The 21596-nt window shown below is 73.3% G+C and carries 21 protein-coding genes; 6 read left to right on the top strand and 15 right to left on the bottom strand.

Annotated elements, in window-relative coordinates; all coding sequences use genetic code 11:
- Positions 1-4 precede the first annotated feature (4 nt).
- Positions 5-844 (bottom strand): rhomboid family intramembrane serine protease, encoded by an 840-nt coding sequence (locus ACFZCP_RS10625; RefSeq protein WP_391425958.1) that lies wholly within the window; start codon positions 842-844, stop codon positions 5-7.
- Positions 845-936: 92 nt separating this feature from the next.
- Between ACFZCP_RS10625 and ACFZCP_RS10620 the strand changes: the two genes are divergently transcribed.
- Positions 937-1221: a hypothetical protein gene (locus ACFZCP_RS10620; RefSeq protein WP_391425956.1), complete on the top strand. Its 285-nt coding sequence runs from the start codon at positions 937-939 to the stop codon at positions 1219-1221.
- A gap of 65 nt (positions 1222-1286) precedes the next feature.
- On the opposite strand, the gene ACFZCP_RS10615 is transcribed toward ACFZCP_RS10620, so the two are convergent.
- Together ACFZCP_RS10615 and ACFZCP_RS10610 are read right to left on the bottom strand one after the other, a co-directional pair.
- Complete coding sequence (locus tag ACFZCP_RS10615; protein WP_391425954.1) at positions 1287-2681, bottom strand: FAD-dependent oxidoreductase; 1395 nt, start codon at positions 2679-2681, stop codon at positions 1287-1289.
- A 27-nt stretch (positions 2682-2708) separates the two neighbouring features.
- Complete coding sequence (locus ACFZCP_RS10610) at positions 2709-3689, bottom strand: DUF4349 domain-containing protein (protein WP_391425952.1); 981 nt, start codon at positions 3687-3689, stop codon at positions 2709-2711.
- Between the two features lie 158 nt (positions 3690-3847).
- Here ACFZCP_RS10610 and hemG point away from each other — a divergent pair, with 158 nt between their 5' ends.
- Positions 3848-5302: a protoporphyrinogen oxidase gene (gene hemG / locus ACFZCP_RS10605; RefSeq protein ID WP_391425950.1), complete on the top strand. Its 1455-nt coding sequence runs from the start codon at positions 3848-3850 to the stop codon at positions 5300-5302.
- Between the two features lie 5 nt (positions 5303-5307).
- The gene (gene hemQ, locus ACFZCP_RS10600) at positions 5308-6039 is read left to right on the top strand and encodes a hydrogen peroxide-dependent heme synthase (protein WP_362684510.1); all 732 of its coding nucleotides are present in this window, start codon (positions 5308-5310) and stop codon (positions 6037-6039) included.
- 107 nt (positions 6040-6146) lie between these two features.
- Here hemQ and ACFZCP_RS10595 read toward each other — a convergent pair whose 3' ends face one another.
- The 5 genes from ACFZCP_RS10595 to ACFZCP_RS10575 form a co-directional block, all read right to left on the bottom strand.
- Positions 6147-7781, bottom strand: coding sequence for an alpha/beta fold hydrolase (locus tag ACFZCP_RS10595; protein ID WP_391425947.1), 1635 nt, complete (start codon positions 7779-7781; stop codon positions 6147-6149).
- A 149-nt stretch (positions 7782-7930) separates the two neighbouring features.
- Complete coding sequence (locus ACFZCP_RS10590; RefSeq protein ID WP_391425945.1) at positions 7931-8731, bottom strand: TIGR04222 domain-containing membrane protein; 801 nt, start codon at positions 8729-8731, stop codon at positions 7931-7933.
- Between the two features lie 98 nt (positions 8732-8829).
- A complete protein-coding gene (locus ACFZCP_RS10585) occupies positions 8830-9597 on the bottom strand; it encodes a DUF4142 domain-containing protein (RefSeq protein ID WP_391425943.1) in 768 nt (255 codons plus the stop codon).
- A 145-nt stretch (positions 9598-9742) separates the two neighbouring features.
- On the bottom strand, positions 9743-11167 hold the full coding sequence (locus ACFZCP_RS10580) for a DUF692 family multinuclear iron-containing protein (protein ID WP_391425941.1): 1425 nt from the start codon (positions 11165-11167) through the stop codon (positions 9743-9745).
- A gap of 296 nt (positions 11168-11463) precedes the next feature.
- On the bottom strand, positions 11464-12231 hold the full coding sequence (locus ACFZCP_RS10575) for a peptidyl-tRNA hydrolase (protein ID WP_391425939.1): 768 nt from the start codon (positions 12229-12231) through the stop codon (positions 11464-11466).
- A gap of 104 nt (positions 12232-12335) precedes the next feature.
- Here ACFZCP_RS10575 and ACFZCP_RS10570 point away from each other — a divergent pair, with 104 nt between their 5' ends.
- Both ACFZCP_RS10570 and ACFZCP_RS10565 read left to right on the top strand, forming a co-directional pair.
- The gene (locus ACFZCP_RS10570; protein ID WP_391425937.1) at positions 12336-13223 is read left to right on the top strand and encodes an ATP-binding cassette domain-containing protein; all 888 of its coding nucleotides are present in this window, start codon (positions 12336-12338) and stop codon (positions 13221-13223) included.
- Positions 13220-13891, top strand: a complete 672-nt coding sequence (locus tag ACFZCP_RS10565) for an ABC transporter (RefSeq protein WP_391425935.1) — start codon at positions 13220-13222, stop codon at positions 13889-13891. Before ACFZCP_RS10570 ends, ACFZCP_RS10565 begins: the two co-directional genes overlap by 4 nt.
- A 46-nt stretch (positions 13892-13937) precedes the next feature.
- Here the strand turns inward: ACFZCP_RS10565 and ACFZCP_RS10560 are convergent, their stop codons facing one another.
- From ACFZCP_RS10560 to zapE, 7 genes are all read right to left on the bottom strand, one after another.
- Positions 13938-14792 (bottom strand): polysaccharide deacetylase family protein, encoded by an 855-nt coding sequence (locus ACFZCP_RS10560; protein ID WP_391425933.1) that lies wholly within the window; start codon positions 14790-14792, stop codon positions 13938-13940.
- Between the two features lie 102 nt (positions 14793-14894).
- Complete coding sequence (locus tag ACFZCP_RS10555; protein WP_391425931.1) at positions 14895-15470, bottom strand: YbhB/YbcL family Raf kinase inhibitor-like protein; 576 nt, start codon at positions 15468-15470, stop codon at positions 14895-14897.
- 10 nt (positions 15471-15480) lie between these two features.
- Entirely contained in the window at positions 15481-16281 is an 801-nt protein-coding gene (locus tag ACFZCP_RS10550) for an SPFH domain-containing protein (RefSeq protein WP_391425929.1), read from the bottom strand.
- Between the two features lie 475 nt (positions 16282-16756).
- Positions 16757-18262: a SulP family inorganic anion transporter gene (locus ACFZCP_RS10545; RefSeq protein WP_391425927.1), complete on the bottom strand. Its 1506-nt coding sequence runs from the start codon at positions 18260-18262 to the stop codon at positions 16757-16759.
- Positions 18263-18270: 8 nt separating this feature from the next.
- Complete coding sequence (locus ACFZCP_RS10540) at positions 18271-18849, bottom strand: carbonic anhydrase (RefSeq protein WP_391425925.1); 579 nt, start codon at positions 18847-18849, stop codon at positions 18271-18273.
- A gap of 75 nt (positions 18850-18924) precedes the next feature.
- The gene (locus ACFZCP_RS10535; RefSeq protein ID WP_391425923.1) at positions 18925-19320 is read right to left on the bottom strand and encodes a hypothetical protein; all 396 of its coding nucleotides are present in this window, start codon (positions 19318-19320) and stop codon (positions 18925-18927) included.
- Positions 19321-19518: 198 nt separating this feature from the next.
- Entirely contained in the window at positions 19519-20622 is a 1104-nt protein-coding gene (gene zapE / locus ACFZCP_RS10530) for a cell division protein ZapE (protein WP_391425922.1), read from the bottom strand.
- A gap of 37 nt (positions 20623-20659) precedes the next feature.
- Between zapE and ACFZCP_RS10525 the strand changes: the two genes are divergently transcribed.
- Entirely contained in the window at positions 20660-21541 is an 882-nt protein-coding gene (locus ACFZCP_RS10525; RefSeq protein ID WP_391425920.1) for a dihydrofolate reductase family protein, read from the top strand.
- Positions 21542-21596: the final 55 nt, after the last annotated feature.

The raw sequence follows: 21596 nt of genomic DNA, 5'->3' as shown, positions 1-21596 counted from the left end.
CCGTTCACCACACCTCGCGGGACCACACCTGACGCGACCGGGCCCGCCTGCCGAACAGCAGGCGGCCGGGCTGAGGCGGGGGCGGCGTGCCGGCCTTGAGCGGCCAGGCGAGCAGCATCCCCGCCACGAAGCCGGCCACGTGCGCCGCGTACGCCACCGTGCCGGCGCCCGAGACGCCGTGCCCCGAGGAGTACACCGCCTGGAGTGCGAACCAGAAGCCCAGCACCAGCCAGGCGGGCAGCCTGAGCGGCAGGAAGACCAGGAACGGGACGAGGACCCAGATCCTGGCCGTCGGATACAGCACCAGATAGGCGCCCAGCACGCCGGCGATCGCTCCGGACGCGCCGATCAGCGGGTCGCCGGAGGCGTCGTTGAGCAGCGCGAAGCCGTAGCCGGCCGCGTAGCCGCAGACGACGTAGAAGAGGAAGTAGCGGATGTGGCCCATCCGGTCCTCGACGTTGTTGCCGAAGATCAGCAGGAACAGCATGTTGCCGAGCAGGTGCAGCCAGCTGCCGTGCAGGAACATGGCGGTGAACACGGACAGGGGCGGGGACTTGTCGTAGCGCGGCGGTCCCACCACGCAGCCCGGACCGTGCGGGCCCACGCCCACCTCGCCCGTCGGGACCAGCCGTGGCAGCTGATGGTGGATCAACTCCCTGGGGACCGCCGCGTAATGGTCGGTGAAGGCGCGGAGATGGCACAGCTGCGCCAGATCGCTGCCCCCGGCCACCGAACCGGCGATGCCCGGGGTGGCGAGGAAGGCGAGGACGTTGGCGGCGATGAGCGCATACGTCACATAGGGCGTACGGCGCACCGCATTCACGTCATGGACGGGTATGACCACACAGGAGTACTGCCCGCGACGGGCCCCGCGAACCGGTGAACGATCGCGGGCGGGCGTCCGTATCCTCCTTCAACCGACGTGAGGATCAGGCGATGAACGTTCCGCAGGTTTCGGCGATGCATGCTCTGCCCGACGGCGAGGCCGAGCTGTCTTTGGTGGTACGGCTTCCCTGGGAGGACGTGGCGCGCCTCGGTCAGGAGGCGGGGCGGCTCGCCTCGCAGATGCAGCGGCCGGTGACCCTGGACGAGGCAGTGAGCCACAGGCTGCGCTCGACCCGGCCGGCCGCGTCCCATGCGAAGCCGGCGGGCGAGCAGCCCGCGGCCGTGACGTCGAGTGCCGCTGTCACCTCGCTGCCGCGGATCAGCGGGACGGCTTGAGGAGCGTTCCGGGGCGCGGGGGGAACGTGGCAGGTCGCGCCGTTCCCCGCGCCCCTTCGGGCCGGTCACCCCGCCCGTACCTTCGATGCGGCCTTTCGCGCCGCCACCAGAACCGGGTCCCACACCGGTGAGAACGGCGGGGCGTAGCCCAGGTCCAGGGCCGTCATCTGTTCCACCGTCATCTGCGCGGTCAGCGCCACCGCCGCGATGTCGACCCGCTTGGCCGCGCCCTCCCTGCCGACGATCTGTACGCCGAGCAGGCGTCCCGTGCGGCGTTCGGCGAGCATCTTGACCGTCATCGGGGCGGCGCCCGGGTAGTACCCGGCGCGGCTGGTCGACTCGATGGTGACACTCTCGTACTGGAGGCCGACGCGGCGGGCGTCCTTCTCGCGCAGACCGGTGCGGGCGATCTCCAGGTCGCAGACCTTGCTGACGGCCGTGCCGACGACGCCCGGGAAGGTGGCGTAGCCGCCGCCGGCGTTGGTGCCGATGACCTGGCCGTGCTTGTTGGCGTGGGTGCCGAGCGGAACGTACTGCTCCTGGCCGGAGACCAGGTTGAGCACCTCCACGCAGTCGCCGCCCGCCCAGATGTTCTCGTGGCCGCGCACCCGCATGGCGCGGTCCGTCAGCAGCCCGCCGTGCGTGCCGAGCGGGAGGCCCGCCGCCTCGGCCAGCTCCGTCTGGGGGCGCACGCCGATGCCGAGGACCACCACGTCCGCCGGGTACTCGGCGTCCTCGGTGACCACCGCCCGCACCCGGCCGTCCTCGCCGGTGAGCACCTTGGTGACCTCGGCGTCGTCGACCATGGTGATGCCCAGGCCCTCCATGGCCCGGTGCACCAGCCGGCCCATGTCGGGGTCGAGCGTCGACATCGGCTCGCTGCCCCGGTTGACGACCGTCACCTCGTAGCCGCGGTTGATCATCGCCTCGGCCATCTCCACACCGATGTAGCCCGCGCCGACGACCACGGCCCGGCGGCCCCGCGTGCGCGCCAGGGAGTCCAGCAGTGCCTGGCCGTCGTCCAGGGTCTGCACGCCGTGCACACCGGGAGCGTCCGTGCCCGGCATGTCGGGGCGGATCGGGCGGGCGCCGGTCGCGATCACGAGTTTGTCGTACGACGTCCAGGATTCGTCCCCGGAGTCGACGTCACGCACGCGGACCCGGCCGCCCGCCACGTCGATCTCCATGACCTCCGTGCACATCCTGAGGTCGATGTCCCGCGCGCGGTGCTCCCCGGGCGTACGGGCGATCAGCCGGTCCCGCTCGGGGACCTCGCCGCCCACCCAGTACGGGATCCCGCACGCCGAGAAGGAGCTGAAGTGGCCCCGCTCGAAGGCCACGATCTCCAGCTCACCGGGTCCGCGGAGCCGGCGGGCCTGCGATGCCGCGGACATCCCCGCGGCGTCCCCGCCGATCACCACCAGCCGCTCCCTGCCGCCCTGCCCACCGCTCATGCTCATGCGAACACGCTACGGGGCCCGGGCATTTCAGTCCCGGTCTCCCTCGCGGGCGGAGTCCGGAACCGGACGCGCCTGCGGCAGCGGACCCGGCGCCGTCGTCGCCGGCGAAGCCTCCCCGCCGCGCGACCGGCGCGGGCGCACGACCCGCAGCCACAGCAGCGTCAGCAGCGCCGCGAGCGCGACGAACGGCAGGGCCGCGCCGAGGGCGAGGGCGATCCAGAGCAGCATGGTGACGAACACGTGCCAGCCGCCCGACAGCGCGTCCACGAAGCCGGGCGTGTCGTCCTGGGCGGCCTCGTGCACGGGCTTCTCGGACAGCGACAGGGTGATGGTCGCAAGGCTCGTCCGGTCCTTCAGCGACGCCTGCTGCGCCAGCAGGGACTCCAGGTCCGCCTCACGGCTGCTCAGCTCCCCCTCCAGGGTGACGACGTCGCCCAGCTTGGTCGCCCGGTCCATCAGCGTACGGATCCGGTTCACGCTCGCCCGCTGCGACCTGATCCTGCTGTCCACGTCCACGACCTGGTCGGTGACGTCGACCGCCTTCGCGGTGCGCTCCAGGAGCCTGCCGGTGCCCTGGAGGCCGGCGAGGACCTCGTCGTACCGCGCGGTGGGCACGCGCAGCACGACCCGGGTCCGCTCATGGCCGTCGGAGTCCCGGCTGGTGCTCTCCTCGCCGACGTATCCGCCCGCGCTCTCGGCGGTCGTGCGGGCCTGCGTCAGTGCCTTGGCGGTGTCCTTGACCTCGACGGTCAGGGAGGCGGTGCGGATGATGGCGCTCGGGGCGAGCCTGGGCGCCCGGCGGGTCGGCTTGGCCCCGGCCCCCTGGTCGGCGGCGCCCGGCTGCCGTGCCTCGGCGCCCGCGGCGGACTTCGCCGAGTCGCCGCCCCGGTCGCCGGCGCTGCTGCATCCCGCGAGCGCGAGGGAGGCGGCGAGCAGGGTGCCGGCCAGCAGCCGTACGGGGCGTGCGGAGCGGCGTGCGGAACGGAGTGCGGAATGTGGTGTGCGCATGGGTGGTACCCCCGAGGACGGTGTTCTGTGACGCTCCTTCGACGCCCGGCCGCGCACGGACGTTGGACGTTCCCGGTCCCGATGCGGTCACGGTCCGGACTCGTCCCGGACACCGGGCCGGGGCGGGCGGGCCGGCGGGGTCTGAGAGAGTGGGGGACATGAGCGCAACGGGTACGAGCACCGGGCATGTCGTCGTCGTCGGAGCCGGTGTCGCCGGGCTGGCCGCCGCCCACCGGCTGCTCGGCCGCGGGGCGCGGGTGACCGTCCTGGAGGCCTCCGAGCGGGTCGGCGGCAAGCTGCTGCCCGGCGAGATCGCGGGCGTCCGCGTCGACCTGGGCGCCGAGTCGATGCTCGCCCGCCGCCCCGAGGCGGTGGACCTCGCGCGCGAGGCGGGCCTCGGCGAGCAGCTCAGGACGCCGGCCCCCGCGACCGCCTCGATCTGGACCCGCGGCGCCCTGCGCCCGATGCCCAAGGGCCATGTGATGGGCGTCCCCGGCACCGCCGCCGCACTGGCCGGAGTCCTGTCCGACGAGGGCCTGGCACGCATCGAGCACGAGGCCGGCCTGCCCCGCACGGAGTTCGGCGACGACGTGGCCGTCGGGGAGTACGTGGCGGCACGGCTCGGCCGCGAGGTCGTCGACCGCCTGGTCGAGCCCCTGCTGGGCGGCGTGTACGCGGGAGACGCGTACCGCATCTCGATGCGCTCGGCCGTCCCGCAGCTCTTCCAGGCGGCCCGCACCCACGACTCCCTGACCGGGGCCGTCCGTGACATCCAGGCCAGGGCGGCCGCCCAGCAGCAGACCGGGCCCGTCTTCATGGGCATCGAGGGCGGTGTGGGCCGGCTGCCCCTCGCGGTCGCCGCCTCGGTGCGGGCGCGCGGCGGCGAGATCCTGACCGGGACGCCGGTCACCGGGCTCCGCCGGGAGGCGTCCGGCGGCTGGCGGGTCACCACGGGGGAGCGTGCGCTGCACGCCGACGCGGTGGTCGTCGCCGTACCCGCCCCGGCCGCCGCCGCCCTGCTGCGCGCCGAGTCCCCGGCGGCCGCCGCCGAGCTGGGCGCCGTCGAGTACGCCTCCATGGCACTGATCACCCTCGCCTACCGGCGGGCGGACATCGCCCTTCCCGAGGGCAGCGGCTTCCTCGTGCCGCCGGTCGACGGGCACACCATCAAGGCCTCGACCTTCGCCTCCCAGAAGTGGGGCTGGATCGCCGAGGAGGACCCGGACGTCGTCGTGCTGCGCACTTCCGTGGGGCGCCACCGCGAGACCGAGATCCTCCAGCGCGAGGACGCCGGCCTGGTCGCGCTCTCCCGGCACGATCTGCACGAGGCCACCGGCCTGGACGCCGTGCCCCTGCGGACCCGCGTCACCCGCTGGACGGACGGCCTGCCCCAGTACCCCGTCGGCCACCACGCGCGCGTGGCCCGCATCCGCGAGCACGTGGCCAGGCTGCCCGGCCTCGCGGTGTGCGGCGCGCAGTACGACGGCGTCGGCATCCCCGCCTGCATCGCGAGCGCGTACGCGGCGGTGGACCAGCTCGGCGGCGACCTGAGCGGCATCGAGGAGCTGACCGCCGACCCGGTGCAGAGCCTGCACGGCGGAGCGGGAGAATAGGGACCATGAGTGACGACGCCCCCACCACCGAGTCCGGCAGGATCCCGAACAAGGGCAAGCTGGCCAAGGATCTCAACGAGGTCATCCGCTACACCCTGTGGTCGGTCTTCAAGCTGAAGGACGTGCTGCCGGAGGACCGCGCGGGTTACGCCGACGAGGTCCAGGAGCTGTTCGACCAGCTCGCCGCCAAGGACGTGACGATCCGCGGCACCTACGACGTCTCCGGCCTGCGCGCCGACGCCGACCTCATGATCTGGTGGCACGCCGAGACCAGCGACCAGCTCCAGGAGGCGTACAACCTCTTCCGCCGCACCCGGCTGGGGCGTGCCCTGGAGCCGGTCTGGTCGAACATGGCGCTGCACCGCCCCGCCGAGTTCAACCGCGCGCACATCCCGGCGTTCCTCGCCGACGAGACGCCCCGCAACTACGTGAGCGTCTACCCGTTCGTGCGCTCCTACGACTGGTACCTGCTGCCCGACGAGGACCGCCGCCGGATGCTCGCGGACCACGGCAAGATGGCCCGCGGTTACCCGGACGTGCGGGCCAACACGGTCGCCTCGTTCTCGCTCGGCGACTACGAGTGGGTCCTCGCCTTCGAGGCCGACGAGCTGTACCGCATCGTCGACCTGATGCGCCACCTGCGCGCCTCCGAGGCCCGCATGCACGTCCGCGAAGAGGTTCCGTTCTTCACGGGCCGCCGCAAGTCGGTGGCCGACCTGGTGGCCGGGCTCGCCTGACGGCCGGTGGTGCGTGCGGCGGGCCGGGGGGCCCGGGGGCTGCACCTCCGGGTGATGCCGCACCGGCCCCCGCGCGTCGGTGGCCGGTACGGCTGGCCCGGGCCCGCCTAGGTGGTCTTGCCCTTGAGGGAGTCCCGCAGGGGCTGCTTGTGGGAGCGGCCGGCCGGGGCCTCGGGCCTCGGCTCCGGGTGCGGTGCGCAGGCCGCGCGCCGCTCCGGCAGGAGGCCTTCCAGCAGGTAGGCCTCCAAGTGGCCGTTCACGCACTTGTTCTGGCCGCCCCCGATGCCGTGCGTGCCCGCGTCCCGCTCGGTCACCAGCACCGAGCCGGACAGCCGCCGGTTCATCTCCAGCGCGCCCGCGTACGGCGTGGCCGCGTCCCGCTCGGCGGCCAGGATCAGCACCGCCGGCAGCTCACCGGGACCGGTCCGCACGTCCAGTGGCCGCTGCCGGGGCGCGGGCCAGTAGGCGCACGGCAGATTCATCCACGCGTTGTCCCAGGTCTCGAACGGTGCCACGCGCGCCAGCCGCGTGTTGTCGCGGTCCCACACCTTCCAGTCCGTCGGCCAGGGCGAGTCGTTGCACTCGACGGCCGTGTAGACGGCGCCGCTGTTCTCCGCCTCGGCGGCGGTCGCCTGGTTCGGCGCGGCCAGCTGGATCAGCGGCTTCGCGTCGCCCTTCAGATAGGCCGACAGCGCGGCGGCACGGCTCGGCCAGAAGTCGTCGTAGTACCCGGCGGTGAGGAACGCGCTCTGCAGCTGCGCGGGCCCGACCTTTCCGCCCGCGGCCTTCGAGGTCAGCCGGCTGCGCGCGATGTCGTAACTGCGCTGCACCTTCGCCGCCGTGTCGCCGAGCCCGTACACGGCGTCGTGCCGGGCGACCCACTCGCGGAAGTCCGTCCAGCGGTCCTCGAACGCGGCCGACTGGTCCAGGTTGTCCTGGTACCAGATCTTCTCCGGGGCCGGGTCCACCGCCGAGTCCAGGACCATCCGCCGCACGTGCGAGGGGAACAGTGTCGCGTACAGCGCGCCGAAGTACGTGCCGTACGACGCCCCCATGAAGGTCAGCCGGTTCTCGCCCAGCGCCGCCCGCAGGACGTCGAGGTCACGGGCGTTGTTGAGCGAGGTGTAGAACTGCAGCTTGTTGCCCGAGCGTTGGGCACAGCCGCGTGCGTAGGCCTTCGCCCGGGCGATGCGTCGGCGCTTGTACTCCTCGGAGGGGTGTGCCGGAGACTGGCCGGGAGCCGTGAAGAAGTGCTTGGGGTCCACGCACGACAACGGAGCCGAGCGCTCCACTCCACGCGGTGCGTAGCCGACGAGGTCGTAGGCGGCGGCGATGCGCTTCCACTCGGGCAGCTTGCCGACCAGCGGGAAGAGCATGCCCGACGCGCCGGGACCGCCGGGGTTGTAGACGAGGACGCCCTGACGGGGCACCTTCCGCTTGCTGTTGTGCGGATCCTTGTGGCTGGCCCGCATCCTGCTGACCGTCAGCTTGATCTGCCTGCCGTCGGGATGCGCGTAGTCCAGCGGGACGCTCACGGTGCCGCACTCCATGTCGCTCGGCGCGTCGGGCACGGCGGAGCACTTGCCGAAGGCGATGCCTGCCGCGTCGGCGCGGGCGGCGGCCGTCGCGGCCCCGCGCAGTTCGGCGGTGCCCGGCGCGGCGGGTGCTCCGCCCGCGGGGGCCGCGGACAGGGACGTCAGGAGCAAGGATCCGGCGGCCGAGTACAGGGCGGCAGTTCTCATCGCGTATCCCTTCGGTGCACGGCGGCGATGGCACGACTGCCACGGCCCGGCTACAACAAAAGGGATGTTTCGGTCAGTTGTCGGTGAAGGCAAGCACCGTCCGGCCGGTGTCGCCGTCAATGCCCCTTATGCGCCCCCCGGGGTCGGCCTCACTCCCGCCAGAGCTGGTCGCGGTGGGCGAAGGCGGCGCGCAGCTCCGGCTCGCCGATCGCGCGGACGCCGCGGACGGCGACAGAGGTGAGGAAGGACCGCTCGTCGCCGCTGCCGTCGCCGCCGTCCCCCGCTCGCCTGCGGGTGCCGAGCGCCATGAGCAGGCGCTGCCCGGCCGGGGAGGCCCAGCGCGAGTACGGCTGCGCTTCGACCCGGGCCATGGCCAGACAGCTGAGGGCGAGCGTGAGGGGGAGGGCGAACCACAGGCCGACGAGAAGACGGGGCGTGCCGGTCTGGGCGGGCATCAGCAGTGCGGTCAGGCCCAGCACGAGCACGACCAGGACGGCGGCCCGCACCTGGCGGATCCCGTCCGCCACGGTCGGCCGCGCATCGTCGGGCACCGCGAGCCCGGCGCGCACCAGCCCGTCGGCGAGTTGCCGTACGGCCTCGGCCCCGGCCGCCGCGGCCCGCACGGGAGTGATCCTGGACTGCCCCTCGGGTCCGATCGCCCCTATGACGGACTGCTCGATCTCGTCACGGCCCCGCGGGTCCACCACGGTGGCCCACCCGGTGTGCGCGAGCAGCAGCCGCCGTTGGCGGGCCATGGACACCAGGGTCACATCGGCGACCCGCGCCGGCCCGCCGGACAGGAACGCCGCCTCGTACAGCGTCAGTTCGTGCTTGCGAGGTGCCGGAGTGTCCGTGTCCCCGGCCGCCGCACGTACGGCCGCCAGGCACAGGCGGGTGCAGGACGATCCGGCGAACACCCAGGCCAGGAGGAGGAGAAGGACCCAGAACATGACGTGTTTTCTATGCCACGCGCCCACCGCATGGCCATGCCCGGTTCACCATCCGGACAGAGTGTTGCCGGTATGTGACGTTCCGATTCGTGTGCAGGTCAGGGGCTGTTCGCCGGTGGCGGGCCGGAGGCGGCGGGCGGCAGGGAGTACGTCGTGGACGGCGAGGGCGCCACCGGAACCGCGGAGGCGGGATCGGCCACCGGCGGCGTGGGCACGGGGGAGGGGGACACCGCCAGGTCACGGGCCAGCGAGGAGAAGTCGACGTACCCCGTCGCCTCCAGGATCTTGATGTGGTCCAGCACGGTCGCGTTGGCGTCGTCGGCGAGGTCGCGGACCAGTGAGTTCTGGGTGCCGGCGCGGACTTGGGCGACGAGCGAGAACACCCGGCCGTGCGCGAGCCGCAGGATGCCCGCGAACTGCCGGTCGAACTCCTGGCCCTGGGCCGCGGTCAGGGTGGCGAGCCACTGCTTCTGCTGGCTGTTGGGCTCGTTGGGCAGGGGGACGCCGAGCTGGGAGGCCGTGGTGCGCACGTGCGTGTCGAGGGAGGTGTGCCCGTCGATGAGGTGCGCTCCGGCCTGGCGCACGGCCTCGGTGGTGCCCTTGCGCTCCGCCAGCTCTCCGGCGGGCAGCTCCCACAGGCCCGCGAGGCGGACCTTGGTGATGAAGTCCCGGTCCTGCGCGGACAGCGGGCCGTACGGCGTCGTCACGGTCCGGGCGCTCAGTACGCTCGCGCCGGCCACGTTCGACCGGTCGGCGTACGACCAGATCGGAAAGGCCAGTGCGGCGACTGTTGCCGCCAGCCCCAGGATGATGAATCCGGTGCCACTGAATATGCCTCGGCCCTTGACGGGGGGTCGCGGTCGCATGGTGCCTCCTGCGCCGCACGCCAGGTGCTTGGTGTGCGGGCTTGGCATATTACTGCGGGGCCGGGGGTGGTCCGGAAGGGCGTCGTCCGGCTGCGGGCCGTCCCAGGGCGGCCGTGCGGTTCCCCGCGGCCCTCCGGGGCGCCGCTCAGCCCCGCCGCAGCAGCACCTTCGCCCGGGCCGTCAGGCCGTGCGGCCGCGGGGCCGGGCCCGCGCGGTCCAGCCACCAGTCCCGCAGCTGCCGTCGTGCCCTCGCGTCCTTCGGGCGCCCGGTCTTCAGCAGCTGCCCGGCGAAGTCCAGCGCATCCTGCCGGTACCCGCCACTCATCGGCCGTGTCCGCGCGTACTCCAGGAACGCCTCCCGGTACCCCTCCCCGAGCAGCTCCGGCAGCTCCGGCGCCACCCGCGCCACCACCCCCGCCCGCTTCGCCGCGAGCGCCCGCGCCTGCACCCCCATCCGCACCCGGTCGAAGCCCTCCGGCACCGGCGTCCCTGCCACCAGCGAGGACAGCACCGCTGCCTGGGCGACCGCGAGCCGCTGCCGGACCTCGGGCAGCCCCGGCACCACGACGCCGTTCGTCCCGGCGGTGCCCTCCGTCTCGGCGGCACGCTGCGTCCCGACGGCACGCTGCGTCCCGGCGACACTCTCCGTCCCCGGGGCTTCCTCCGTCGCGGCGGTCTCCTTCGTCCCGACGGCCCCTTTCGTCCCGGCGGCACCCGCCTTCGCGGGGCGCTGCGCGTGGGCCGCCCGCCCCGCCGCCACGGCCTCCCGGATCGCCCCCAGCTCCTGCTCCAGCTCGCCCGGCGCGGGGAAGTTCTCGTCCCGCTCCAGCAGCACCCCGGGCGGGGCGACCCGGGACGCGAGGTCGGAGAGGATGCCGAGCACGGGGTCCGGCACCGGGTGCGCGTGGCTGTCGTGCCAGACGCCGTCGCGCTCGTAGCCGCCCGCGACATGGACGTAGGCGAGGGCCTCCAGCGGCAGCCGGGCCAGCGCCTCGGCCGGGTCCTCACCGCGGTTGACGTGGTTGGTGTGCAGGTTGGCCACATCGATGAGCAGCCGTACCCCGGTCCGCTCGACCAGCTCGGCCAGGAACTGCCCCTCGGTCATCTCCTCGCCCGGCCACGAGAACAACGCGGCGATGTTCTCCAGCGCCAGCGGCACCGGAAGCGCCTCCTGCGCGATCCGCACGTTCTCGCACAGCACGTCCAGGGCGTCCCGGGTGCGTGGGACGGGCAGCAGGTGGCCCGCCTCCAGGCACGCCGACGCGGTGAGCGCGCCGCCCGCCCGGACGAACGCGATGTGCTCGGTGACCAGCGGTGCCCCGAGCGCCTCCGCGCGTTCCGCGAGCGCCGCCAGCCGGCCCTCGTCGGGGCGGTCGGCGCCGCCGAGGCCGAGGGAGACGCCGTGCGGGATCACGGTCACCCCGCGCTCGCGCAGCCGCAGCAGCGAGTCCGGGAGATGGCCGGGGCAGAGGTTCTCCGCCACGACCTCCACCCAGTCGATGCCCGGCATGCGCTCCACGGCGTCCGCGATCTCCGGCCGCCAGCCGATTCCCGTACCCAGTCGCCGCATGGTTCTGCGCCCCCTCCCTCGAATGACGGGGGTATGGCCCCGGCGGGCTCCGCCGAATCCCGGCCGGCGCGCCTTCAGAGGAACATTTGAGGTTCCGCGTCCCGCCGGACGGCCCTGTGCCCCCGGCCCCGGGCCCCGGCCCTGCCTGCGGCCCCGGCCCCTGCCTGCGGACCTGGCCCCGGCACCCGCTCGGCGAAGCCGTGGGCGCCTTCCGAGGGTGTCCGGCCGCGGTTCCTGCCCGGAGCCGAAGTAGCCCGACGGCCCAGAGGCGGCAGACAGGCCCTAGCGGCGTCGGGTCAGGGCGACTGTCGGGCCGGGGCGACTGTCGGGCCGGGGCGTCGCGATCCCTGGCGGAGCGAGGGATGATCGGCGACCACCGTGCAGGAGCCCGGCGCGATCTCCGTGAACCCCGCGTCCCGGACCAGCGGCAGCCCGCTGCCGGTCAGCCCGCGCCACTCGGCGGGGTCGGCGCTGCGCACCGCCAGCGGGAAACCCGCCTCGCGCCAGGCGGTACGCGCCTCGTCGGAGAGCGCCCACCAGGCCAGCTGGGCGCCGTGCCCCGTCTGGGCCATCGCCTTGCCTGCCGACATCTCCAGCCCCGGGTTCAGCCACAGCACGGGTCGGCCGCGGTCGGCCGCGGGAGGCGGCTCCGGATCGTCCAGCTCGGTTCCCGACACCTGGAGCTTGACCAGGTCCTTGGGCCAGCCGTCCAGCGGAACGGGCGGGAACACCCGTACCTCCGCGGACTTGCCGGTCACCGTGATCCCGGGCAGCGCCTCGGCCCGCCGCCACTCGGCGCCCCGGGCCCGCCGCACGACCTTCCGGATCCGGGCGTCCTCCCAGTCCCGCACGGCCTCGGCCCACTCCCCGTCCCCGACGGCCCGCTCGTCGCCCAGCAGGACGAGTACGGCACGGGCGGCGGTCTCCAGCGCATCGGTACGGGCAGGAGGAGCACCCCGCTCGATCCGTACGACGAGGGGCAGCACGAATTGGGGCGCCTCGTCACGGGTGTTGGGCTCGGACTGGAAGGGGCTGTCACCGGGGGACGCTGGAACGTGGCTCACATCGCCCCACCCTAAGGGGAGCCGGGAACCGCGCGGCCGCCGGCCGCGTCTCGCACACCGGACTCATGATCAACCCCGACGGCGAGACCGGACACCATCACCCCATGCAACGTGACCTACGGCTGGTCGGCGTCGGCCGCCGCTACGGCCTCCGCGGCCCCTGGGTACTGAGAGGCGTCGACCTCACACTCACCCCCGGCACCCTGACCCGCATCGAAGGAGCGAACGGCACCGGGAAGTCCACCCTGCTGCGCCTTCTCGCCCGCCTCGACACCCCGAGCGAGGGCCGTGTCATGGGCCGTCCGCACACGGCCTACGTGCCGGAGCGGTTCCCGTCGGCGCTGCCCTTCACCGCCCTCGGCTATCTGACGCACCTCGGCACGGTGCACGGCCTGAGCCGGGGGAACGCGCAACGCGCCTCGGGCGACCTGCTGGAGCGGTTCGGCGCCTCCGTCTACGCGACCACCCCCATGTCCCGCCTGTCCAAGGGCAGCAGCCAGAAGGTCGCGGTGGCCCAGGCCCTGCTCGCCGAACCGGAGCTGCTGGTGCTGGACGAGGCGTGGACCGGGCTGGACGAGGGCGCGCGGGCCGAGCTGGAGCGTGCGGTGGCCGAGCGCACCGCCGACGGGGGCGCCGTCGTCTTCGTGGACCATGATCCGCGCCGCCTCGCCGGGGCATCCGACGCGACGTACACCGTCGTCGGGAGCGGTCTCGAACGCCGTACGGACCACGTGGGTTCACCGGAGGCGGGCACAGGTCCGGTCATCCGCGTCGTCGTGCAGGGCCCGCCGGGCCGGCAACTGCCGGCCGACGTGGTGCAGAGCGTCGCCGCCGCGACGGAGCCCACCCCCGGCACCCACCGTCTCACCGTCCCCGCCTCCCGCTCGGACGTCCTCCTGCGCGCTCTGCTGACGGCCCGGCCGTCCTGGCACGTGGTGAGCGTCGGCCCCGACGGCACCAACCCGCCCGAGCACCCCGGGAGCCGCTCATGACCGCTCTCCTGCGCTACCAGGCCGACCTGCTCCTGCGCTCCCAGCGCTGGCTGCCGCCGGTGATCCTGTACGCCGCCTTTCTCGCGATCGGCGTGCAGAGCGGCCAGCCGGTGCTCGACTCGCTCGGCTACGCGGCGAGCGGCCTGCTGCCGGTGGCCGCGTGGCTGGTGCGCCTCTGTGTCACGGGCGAGCCCGATGCCGCCCGTGCCTGTGTCGCGGCGGCACGCGGTCCCGCCCGCGCCCACCTGGCCTGCCTGCTGACGGCCCTGCTCGCCTCGGTGGTGCTCGGCGTGACGGCGATCCTGGTGGTGACGCTGATCAGCGCCCCCACGAGCAACGGCCACCGGGTCCATGTCCCGCCGCTCCAGGCAGGCGCGGCCGGACTCCTGGCCGCCCTCGTCTGCGCCCTGCTGGGCAGCGCCGTCGGCGCACTGACCAGCAGGCCGCTGCTGCGCTCCACCGGTCGCGCGGTGCCGGCGATGCTGCTGGCCGCGCTGCTGTCGGCGGTGCTCGCGGGCTCCCCGGCCCAGGCCGCCGTCAGCGACCTGGTCACCGGTTCGCAGTCCGGCCGGGTCCCGGTGCCGCTGCTGCCGCTGGCCGGGGCGGCCCTCGTCACCGCCGCGGCCTTCGCGGCGGCGAGCGCACTCACCGCCCGACGGTCACCCTGAGCAGGGAGTGCGCCGTGCCTCCTTCCGTCGGTTCGCCGCGGGGCGGTCACCGGTGGCCGTTCGTCTCCGCGATCAGCTCGGAGACCTTCACGAACCGGTAGCCCTGCTTGCGCAGTTCCGGCACGACCGCGCGTACGACCCGCTCGGTCGTCGGGGCGGCGCTGCGGGTGCAGTGCATGATGACCACCGAGCCGGGCTTCACCCCGTCCAGGACCTGCCGGACGACGGCGTCGGCGTCCGTGGCGAACGCGTCACCGCTCACCACGTCCCACTGCACCGCGGTGACCCCGATCCCGCTGAGCGCACGCAGTGCCTGCTGGTCGTAACAGCCGCCGGGGAAACGGAAGTACGGCAGCGGGTTGGGTACGCCGGCCTTGCGGAGAGAGGCGTACGCCCGCTCGACGTCCGTCTTCATCCGGTCCGCGGCGACGGTCGGCAGGCCGTAGCAGTCCTTGGTGAACGCATAGTGGCTGTAGGAGTGGTTGGCGACCTCGAACTGCGGGTCGTGGCCGAGGGAGCGGGCCTGGGCCGGGTACTCGTCGGCCCACCGGCCGGTCATGAAGATGGTCGCCGGGATCTTCAGCGTGCGCAGCGTGCCGATGAGGTCGGGGTTGTCGAAGTGCTCGCCGGTGGAGGCGCGGGGCCCCTCGTCGGCGGTCATGTCGGCGTCGAAGGTCAGCGCGACGGTCTTGCCCAGGTTGCGCGGACCGTGTTCGAACACCGGGGTCAGGCCGCCCGGGCCGGGGGTGAGCACGGGCGGACGAGCGGCGGACAGGGGGGCGGAGGCTGCGGGCCTGGCATGGGCCGGGCTCGTGGCGTCCGGGGTGCCCGCGGTACCGCAGGCGGCGAGAGTCGCGCCCAGGGCGCAGACGGCGGTGACACGGAGTGTTACTGGGTTCACAGTATGAAAGTAGTATTAATTGATCGGGTATGCGGAGAGATGTCCGTCCGTCTGGTGGTACCGGCGCCCGCGAGTGAATCCGGGGAGGGTGGGCGACCGGCCCTAGCGTCCGTACCGCCCGGTCAGGGTGCCCTTCGCGAGGGTGTGGCCGGACAGGGCCTGCCGCAGGTCGTCCGGGGTCGCGGTGAGGGCGAGGCCCGGGCGGCGGTCGGCGGCGTAGACCGTGAGGACATAGCGGTGCGGGCGGTCGCCGCGGGGCGGGCAGGGGCCGCCGTAGCCCGTACCGCCGAAGCCGTTGCGGCCCTCGGCCGCGCCCGCCGGATGCTCGCCGGCCGTGAGATGCGTGGTGTGCGGATCGATGTCCCACGCCAGCCAGTGGGTGAACGTCCCGTGCGGGGCGTCGGGGTCCTGGAGCAGGAGGGCCAGCGAGACGGCCTGCGCGGGTACGCCATTGACCGCGAGCGGGGGCGAGACGTTCTCGCCGTCGCAGGTGTAGCGCCGCGGGATCGTGCCGGCGTCGGCGTACGCGGGGCTGGTGACGGCGATCCGACGGGCGGCGCCGGGGGAGGAGACGGAGGGGGCGGTGGGGGCCGAGGAGGCGTCGGACGCCGGGCCATCCTTTCCGCACCCCGATACGACGGCCGTCGCGGCCACGGCGATCACCCAACCCTTGCGCATGCCCGGCACGCTAGCCGGAACGCTGCCCTCCGTCAGGGTTCGGCGCGGGTTGCTGATGGCCCCTTTCCAGGAAGTGCAGCAGCTCCACCGGGATCGGCAGGACCAGCGTGGAGTTCTTCTCGGCCGCCACCGCCATCACCGTCTGCAGGAGCCGCAGTTGGAGCGCCGCCGGTGTGTCGGACATCTGCTGGGCCGCCTCGGCGAGCTTCTTCGAAGCCTGCAACTCCGCGTCGGCGTTGATGATCCGGGCCCTGCGCTCCCGGTCGGCCTCGGCCTGGCGGGCCATGGACCGCTTCATCGTGTCCGGCAGCGACACGTCCTTGATCTCCACCCGGTCGACCTGGATGCCCCAGCCGACGGCCGGGCTGTCGAGCATCAGCTCCAGGCCCTGGTTGAGTTTCTCGCGGTTGGAGAGCAGATCGTCCAGGTCGCTCTTGCCGATGATCGAGCGCAGTGAGGTCTGCGCCATCTGGGAGACCGCGAACTTGTAGTCCTCGACCTTGATCAGGGCGCTCACCGCGTCGACCACCCGGAAGTAGACGACGGCGTCCACGCGCACGGTGACGTTGTCGCGGGTGATGCCCTCCTGGGCGGGGATGGGCATGGTCACGATCTGCATGTTGACCTTGTGCAGGCGGTCCACGAAGGGGATCACCAGGTTCAGGCCCGGATCGCGGGTGTCTTTCGTGACCCGCCCGAGCCGGAACAGCACACCTCGCTCGTACTGCTTGATCACCCGCGCTGCCATCGCGAGGTACACGACGCCGACCGAGCCCACCGCGGCGGCGGCACCCAGCAGCTCCTGGAGCATGATGACCTCCTCGCCGAGAGGCCTGCGTTGTTCTGTCCGCTGCTGTAACGATATGCCCGGCTTGAGATGGAAGCCATGGGCGGGCACAGCGTCGGCACCGGGTGAGGCGTCGCCCCCTGACCCCGACCTCCGCCCCACCCGCCACCCGACTCGGTGGGCCGGGAGGCACAGGTGGAGCGGCTCGGTGGGCCAGAGGCGGGGGAGCACCGACGCGGTGGGCCGCGAGGCGGGGGCGGGCCGGCCCCTGCGGCTCGGGGAAGGGGCGAGGGGCCGGCCCCGGGGCTCGACGTGCGAGCGGTGGGGTCGGCCCGGTAGCTGAGGGAGGCAGCGGTGGACCAGTCCGGTCGGCCGGGGGAGGCAACGGTGGGCCAGTCCGGTCGGCTGGGCGCAGGGAGCGGTGGGCCGGCCCGGTCGGCTCGGGGAGGGGACGACCGGGCCGGCGCCGGCGGCTCGGTGGCTGCGCCGTGAGGAGCCGTTAGGGCGCCGCTGTTCTGGCCGCTTCCCTCGGGGCGGTCGGAGAGGTGACCCTCACCGGCTCCGTGCCTGTCGCGCTGTGGCGTTCGGCCCAGTTCTGCAGCGCCGTGCGGCAGGCGTGGTCGAGGTGGTGCAGGCCGGAGAGGTCCAGCCGGACGGGGCGGTCCTGGGGCAGTGACTCCAGGCTGTCCAGGATCTTCGGCAGCCGCAGGAAGGTCGCGTTGCCCGACAGGTACGCCTCGATGGGACCGGAGCCCTTGTCGACGACCTCCAGCCGCAGGTGCGAGGCCTCCCAGGCGGTCTTGACCACCGCCAGGGCGAGTCCGATGAGCACGCCCTCGAACATGCTGACCGCCACGATCGACACGGCGGTGACGCCCAGGATCAGCGCCTCGCCGCGGTGTTCGCGCCACAGCGCGGCCAGCGCCCCGACCGGCACGAGCTTGGCGCCGGAGTAGACCAGGACACCCGCGAGCGCCGGGATCGGGATGTAGGCGAGGACGCCGGGCAGCAGGGCGGCGAACAGCAGCAGCCAGACGCCGTGCAGCACACGGGACGCCTTCGTGCGGGCGCCCGCCTGCACATTGGCCGCGCTGCGCACGATCACCGCGGTCATCGGCAGCGCGCCGAGCAGCCCGCAGACCGCGTTGCCCGCGCCCTGGGCGACCAGCTCCTTGTTGTACTGGGTGCGCGGACCGTGGTGCAGCCGGTCCACGGCCGCCGCACTGAACAGTGACTCGGCGGACGCGATCAGCGTGAACGCGACGACCGTGCCGAGCACCCCGACCCCCGCGAGATCCGCGAAGGCACTCAGCGGCGGCGGCTGGACGGCACCCAGCAGCCCCTTCACCTCGACGGTCGCCACCGGCCGGCTCAGCGCCGGTGCGGCGAGCGTGGCGAGGCCGACCGCGGCGAGCGGACCGGGCACCGTGCGCAGCTTCGCGGGCGCGTGCTTCCACAGCACCAGGATCGCGACGGTGCCCGCACACAGGGCCAGCGAGGCGAGCGCCTTGCCGTCGCCCAGGGCGTCCAGGAACGCGCCCGGCAGCCCGGCCATCTTGCCGAGGCCCGAGTCGGGGGCCTTCGCCGCCATGGCGGGGTACAGCTGACCGGCGATCAGGACCAGGCCGATCCCGGCCAGCATGCCCTCGACGACCGAGACCGAGATGGCCCGGAAGTACCGGCCCAGCCTCAGTGCGCCCATGAGGATCTGGAGCAGTCCGGTGACGAGGACGACGGCCCCGAGCACCGGCAGCCCGAACTCCTTGACCGCCTCGAAGACGAGCACGGTCAGTCCGGCGGCCGGACCGGACACCTGGAGGCTGCTGCCGCGCATCAGCCCGGTGACCAGTCCGCCCACGATGCCGGTGACGAGCCCGAGCTCGGCCGGCACCCCGGAGGCGACGGCCACGCCCACGCACAGCGGGAGCGCGACCAGGAAGACGACGAGGGAGGCGGTGAAGTCCTGCCTGAGATGGGGGAAACGGGATATGAGAGTGCTCTTCATCGGCGCGCTCACAGGGCTTCGAAGGTGTCGGACTGCGGTCGGTGCGCACGTACGGCGCCGGTGTGCACCTCGTAGTACCAGGCGTGCAGACCGAGCTGCCCCTGCGCCAGCCGGCGCTCGATGCAGGGGTACGCGCGCAGCCGCAGCAACTGGGTCAGGACATGGCTCTGGACGCCCTCGGCGACCTCGGGGTCCTCAGCCGTGCCGGCCGGGCGCGGGGTGGCGTGCGCCAGCCAGTCGCGCACGGCGGGTACAGCGGTCAGGTCGTCGCCGCGCACCAGCGCGCCCACGGCGCCGCAGTGCGAGTGGCCGCAGACGACGATGTCGCGGACGCCGAGCACCTCGACGGCGTACTCGATGGTGGCGGCCTCACCGGTGGGGTGCTGTGAGGTGTGGGGCGGGACGATGTTGCCCGCGGTGCGCAGCTCGAACAGCTCGCCGGGGCGGGCGCCCGTGATCAGGGCCGGGACGACCCGGGAATCGGAGCAGGTGATGAACAGCACCTGCGGGGACTGGCCTTCGGCGAGTTTGGCGAACTCCTCAGGGCGCTGTCCGAAGGTACGGGCGTTGTCGATGAGGGGCTGCATGATCTGTGGATTCCTCCTGGCGCGCCTGACCGGCGCGTCGGGCTTGCACGACGTTCGTGGGGGAGGAGCCGGCTCTCAGCGGCGGAAGACCTGAAGCGCCGCCGGGGAGTGGGCTCTGGAGGATCTCGTGATGCGGTGCTGCGGGGCACCGGATGCGTCCGGTTCCTGCGGGGCGGCCGCCTGCCGGGATATCGGCGGGTGTTCGAGCGCCCACCCGTGGGCGGAGCCGCGCTGCCGGTCGCGCAGGTGCTGGGCCCCCACGGGCGACTGGGTGCAGCCGCCGTCGCGGAGCGTGTCCGACCCGTTGCGCACGGGATGGGAGGGGAGCACGGTTCCGGAAGTGGCTTTGGCCTTCGCATGACCGAGCGTGTGCGCGGCTGCGAAGGTTCCCGTGGGTGCGAAGAACTGCAGGGCGAGCAGGGTGACGGTAAAGAGGGTGATCACGGTCCGGGTCGTCGTACCTCGGAACATGCGCCCCCCTTCCGGAAGTTCACGCCTCTTGCCCGCGCCAAGCATTGGTCAATGGATGGTCAAGAAACACGTTAACCCTGCAAAGTCCTTTGCAGGGTTAACTGGGCGTTACGAACCCGAGAGAGCGTGAAAAGCGCCGGTCGCATGGCGCAATCCAGCCCTTGACCCGCGGGGCGTTGATCAGTTATGGACGGTCGGTCAGGCGCCGACGAGGCCCTTGGCGTCCCGGGCCAGTGCGGTGAGCCGGGATATCGCGCGGAAGTACTTCTTGCGGTAGCCGCCGTTCAGCATCTCCTCGCTGAACAGCCGGTCGAAGGGCATCCCGGAGGCGAGCACCGGGACCTCACGGTCGTACAGGCGGTCCGCCAGCACCACCAGCCGCAGTGCCGTCGACTGGTCCGGAACCGGCCGCACATCGGTGAGGCACACGGCCGTCACCCCGTCGGTCAGGGCTCCGTACCGGCTCGGGTGCACCCGGGCCAGGTGGTCCAGCAGGTGCGGGAAGTCGTCCAGCGAGGCGCCCTCGGTGGCGTACGCCGCCTTCGTCACCTCTTCGTCGGTGAACGGCGCCGGGGCCTCGGGCAGGCCCCGGTGGCGGTAGTCCTCGCCGTCGATGCGCAGGGGGCGGAAGTGGGCGGACAGGCCCTGGATCTCGCGCAGGAAGTCGGCCGCCGCGAACCGGCCCTCGCCGAGCTTGCCGGGCAGCGTGTTGGAGGTGGCGGCGAGCGCGACGCCCGCGTCGACCAGCTTGCCGAGCAGCGTGGAGACGAGCACGGTGTCGCCGGGGTCGTCCAGCTCGAACTCGTCGATGCACAGCAGACGGTGGCCGCTGAGTGTCTGCACCGTCTGCTGGAAGCCCAGTGCGCCGACCAGGTTGGTCAGCTCCACGAAGGTGCCGAACGCCTTGAGCGCGGGCTCGGCCGGGGTGGCGTGCCACAGGGAGGCGAGCAGATGGGTCTTGCCGACGCCGTAGCCGCCGTCCAGGTAGACCCCGCGGGGGCCGGCCGGGGCCTTGGGTGCCTTGGGCCGGCCGAAGCCGAACAGGCCGCGCCGGCCGGCGCCGGAGGCGTGCGCGCCGCCGAGGCCGGCGGCGAAGCTCTCCAGCACCTGTACGGCCCCGGTCTGGCTGGGCTGGTTCGGGTCCGGGATGTACGTGGCGAAACGGACCGAGTCGAAGCGCGGCGGCGGCACCATCTCGGCGACCAGACGGTCGGCGGGGACGTGTGGCTCGCGGGCGCACAGGGACTGGGGGCCCGCGTCGGGCAGGGGGCCGGAACCGGGAGCGGCGATGGAGGATGACACGGCTATCCATGCTAAGCGCCGTGTCACACTGCACGTCATGCGACGCCTGTTCCCTGTGACCGACCAGACACCAGCCCGGGCCCTCGGCCAGGGTGCGGAGGCGGCGGAGGTGAGGGGGGCGGCCGGTGCCGCCGGGGCTCATGCGCCCGGTGAGCCTGGCGGGCATGCCGGGGCCGGTGCCCTCATGGACCGGGAGTGGAGCCTGGCCGAGCTGGCCGCGGCCTACGCCTACCCGGAGCCGGACGCCGACGCGCCGCGGCCGTGGCTGCGGGCCAACATGGTCTCGACCCTGGACGGCGCCGCCCAGCACGAGGGGCGCTCCCAGCCCATCTCCAGCGCGACCGACATGCGTGTCTTCGGGACGCTCCGCGCGCTCGCGGACGTGATCGTGGTCGGCGCGGAAACGGTACGGCAGGAGGTGTACCGCCCCGCACGCGCGCGTGCGGAGTTCGCGCAGGCCCGCACGGCCGCCGGGCAGGGACCGGCCCCGGCGATCGCGGTCGTCACCGCCGGCCTGGACCTGGACTTCTCCCTCCCGCTGTTCACCTCGCCCCTGGTGCCCACCATCGTCCTGACCGGCGCCGCCGCGCCCCCGGACCGGGTCGCCGCCGCCGAGAAGGCCGGTGCCCGGGTGGTCGTCGCCGGGGACGGCGCGGGCGTCGACCCCGCCCGCGCGGTGCGCGCCCTGGCGGGCCTCGGCCACACCCGGCAGCTCACCGAGGGCGGGCCCAGGCTGCTCGGCCAGCTGGTCGCGGCGGAGGTGCTGGACGAGCTGTGCCTGACCCTCTCGCCGATGCTCACGGCGGGGGCGGCGCAGCGCATCGCCGGCGGGCCGTCCGTCGCCGTTCCGCGCCGATTCGGGCTCGTGTCCCTGCTGGAGGAGGACGGATTTCTGTTCAGTCGCTACCGTCGGTCGTGAAATCGGCGGAATCTGTTATTCCGTTTAGCTTCCGGCGGGCACACTAAGTCCGGCA

The organism is Streptomyces sp. NPDC007971 (assembly GCF_042958635.1).
Lineage (GTDB): Bacteria > Actinomycetota > Actinomycetes > Streptomycetales > Streptomycetaceae > Streptomyces.
The sequence above is the reverse complement of the archived record's forward strand: the minus strand, read 5'-3'. Positions and strand labels throughout refer to the sequence as shown.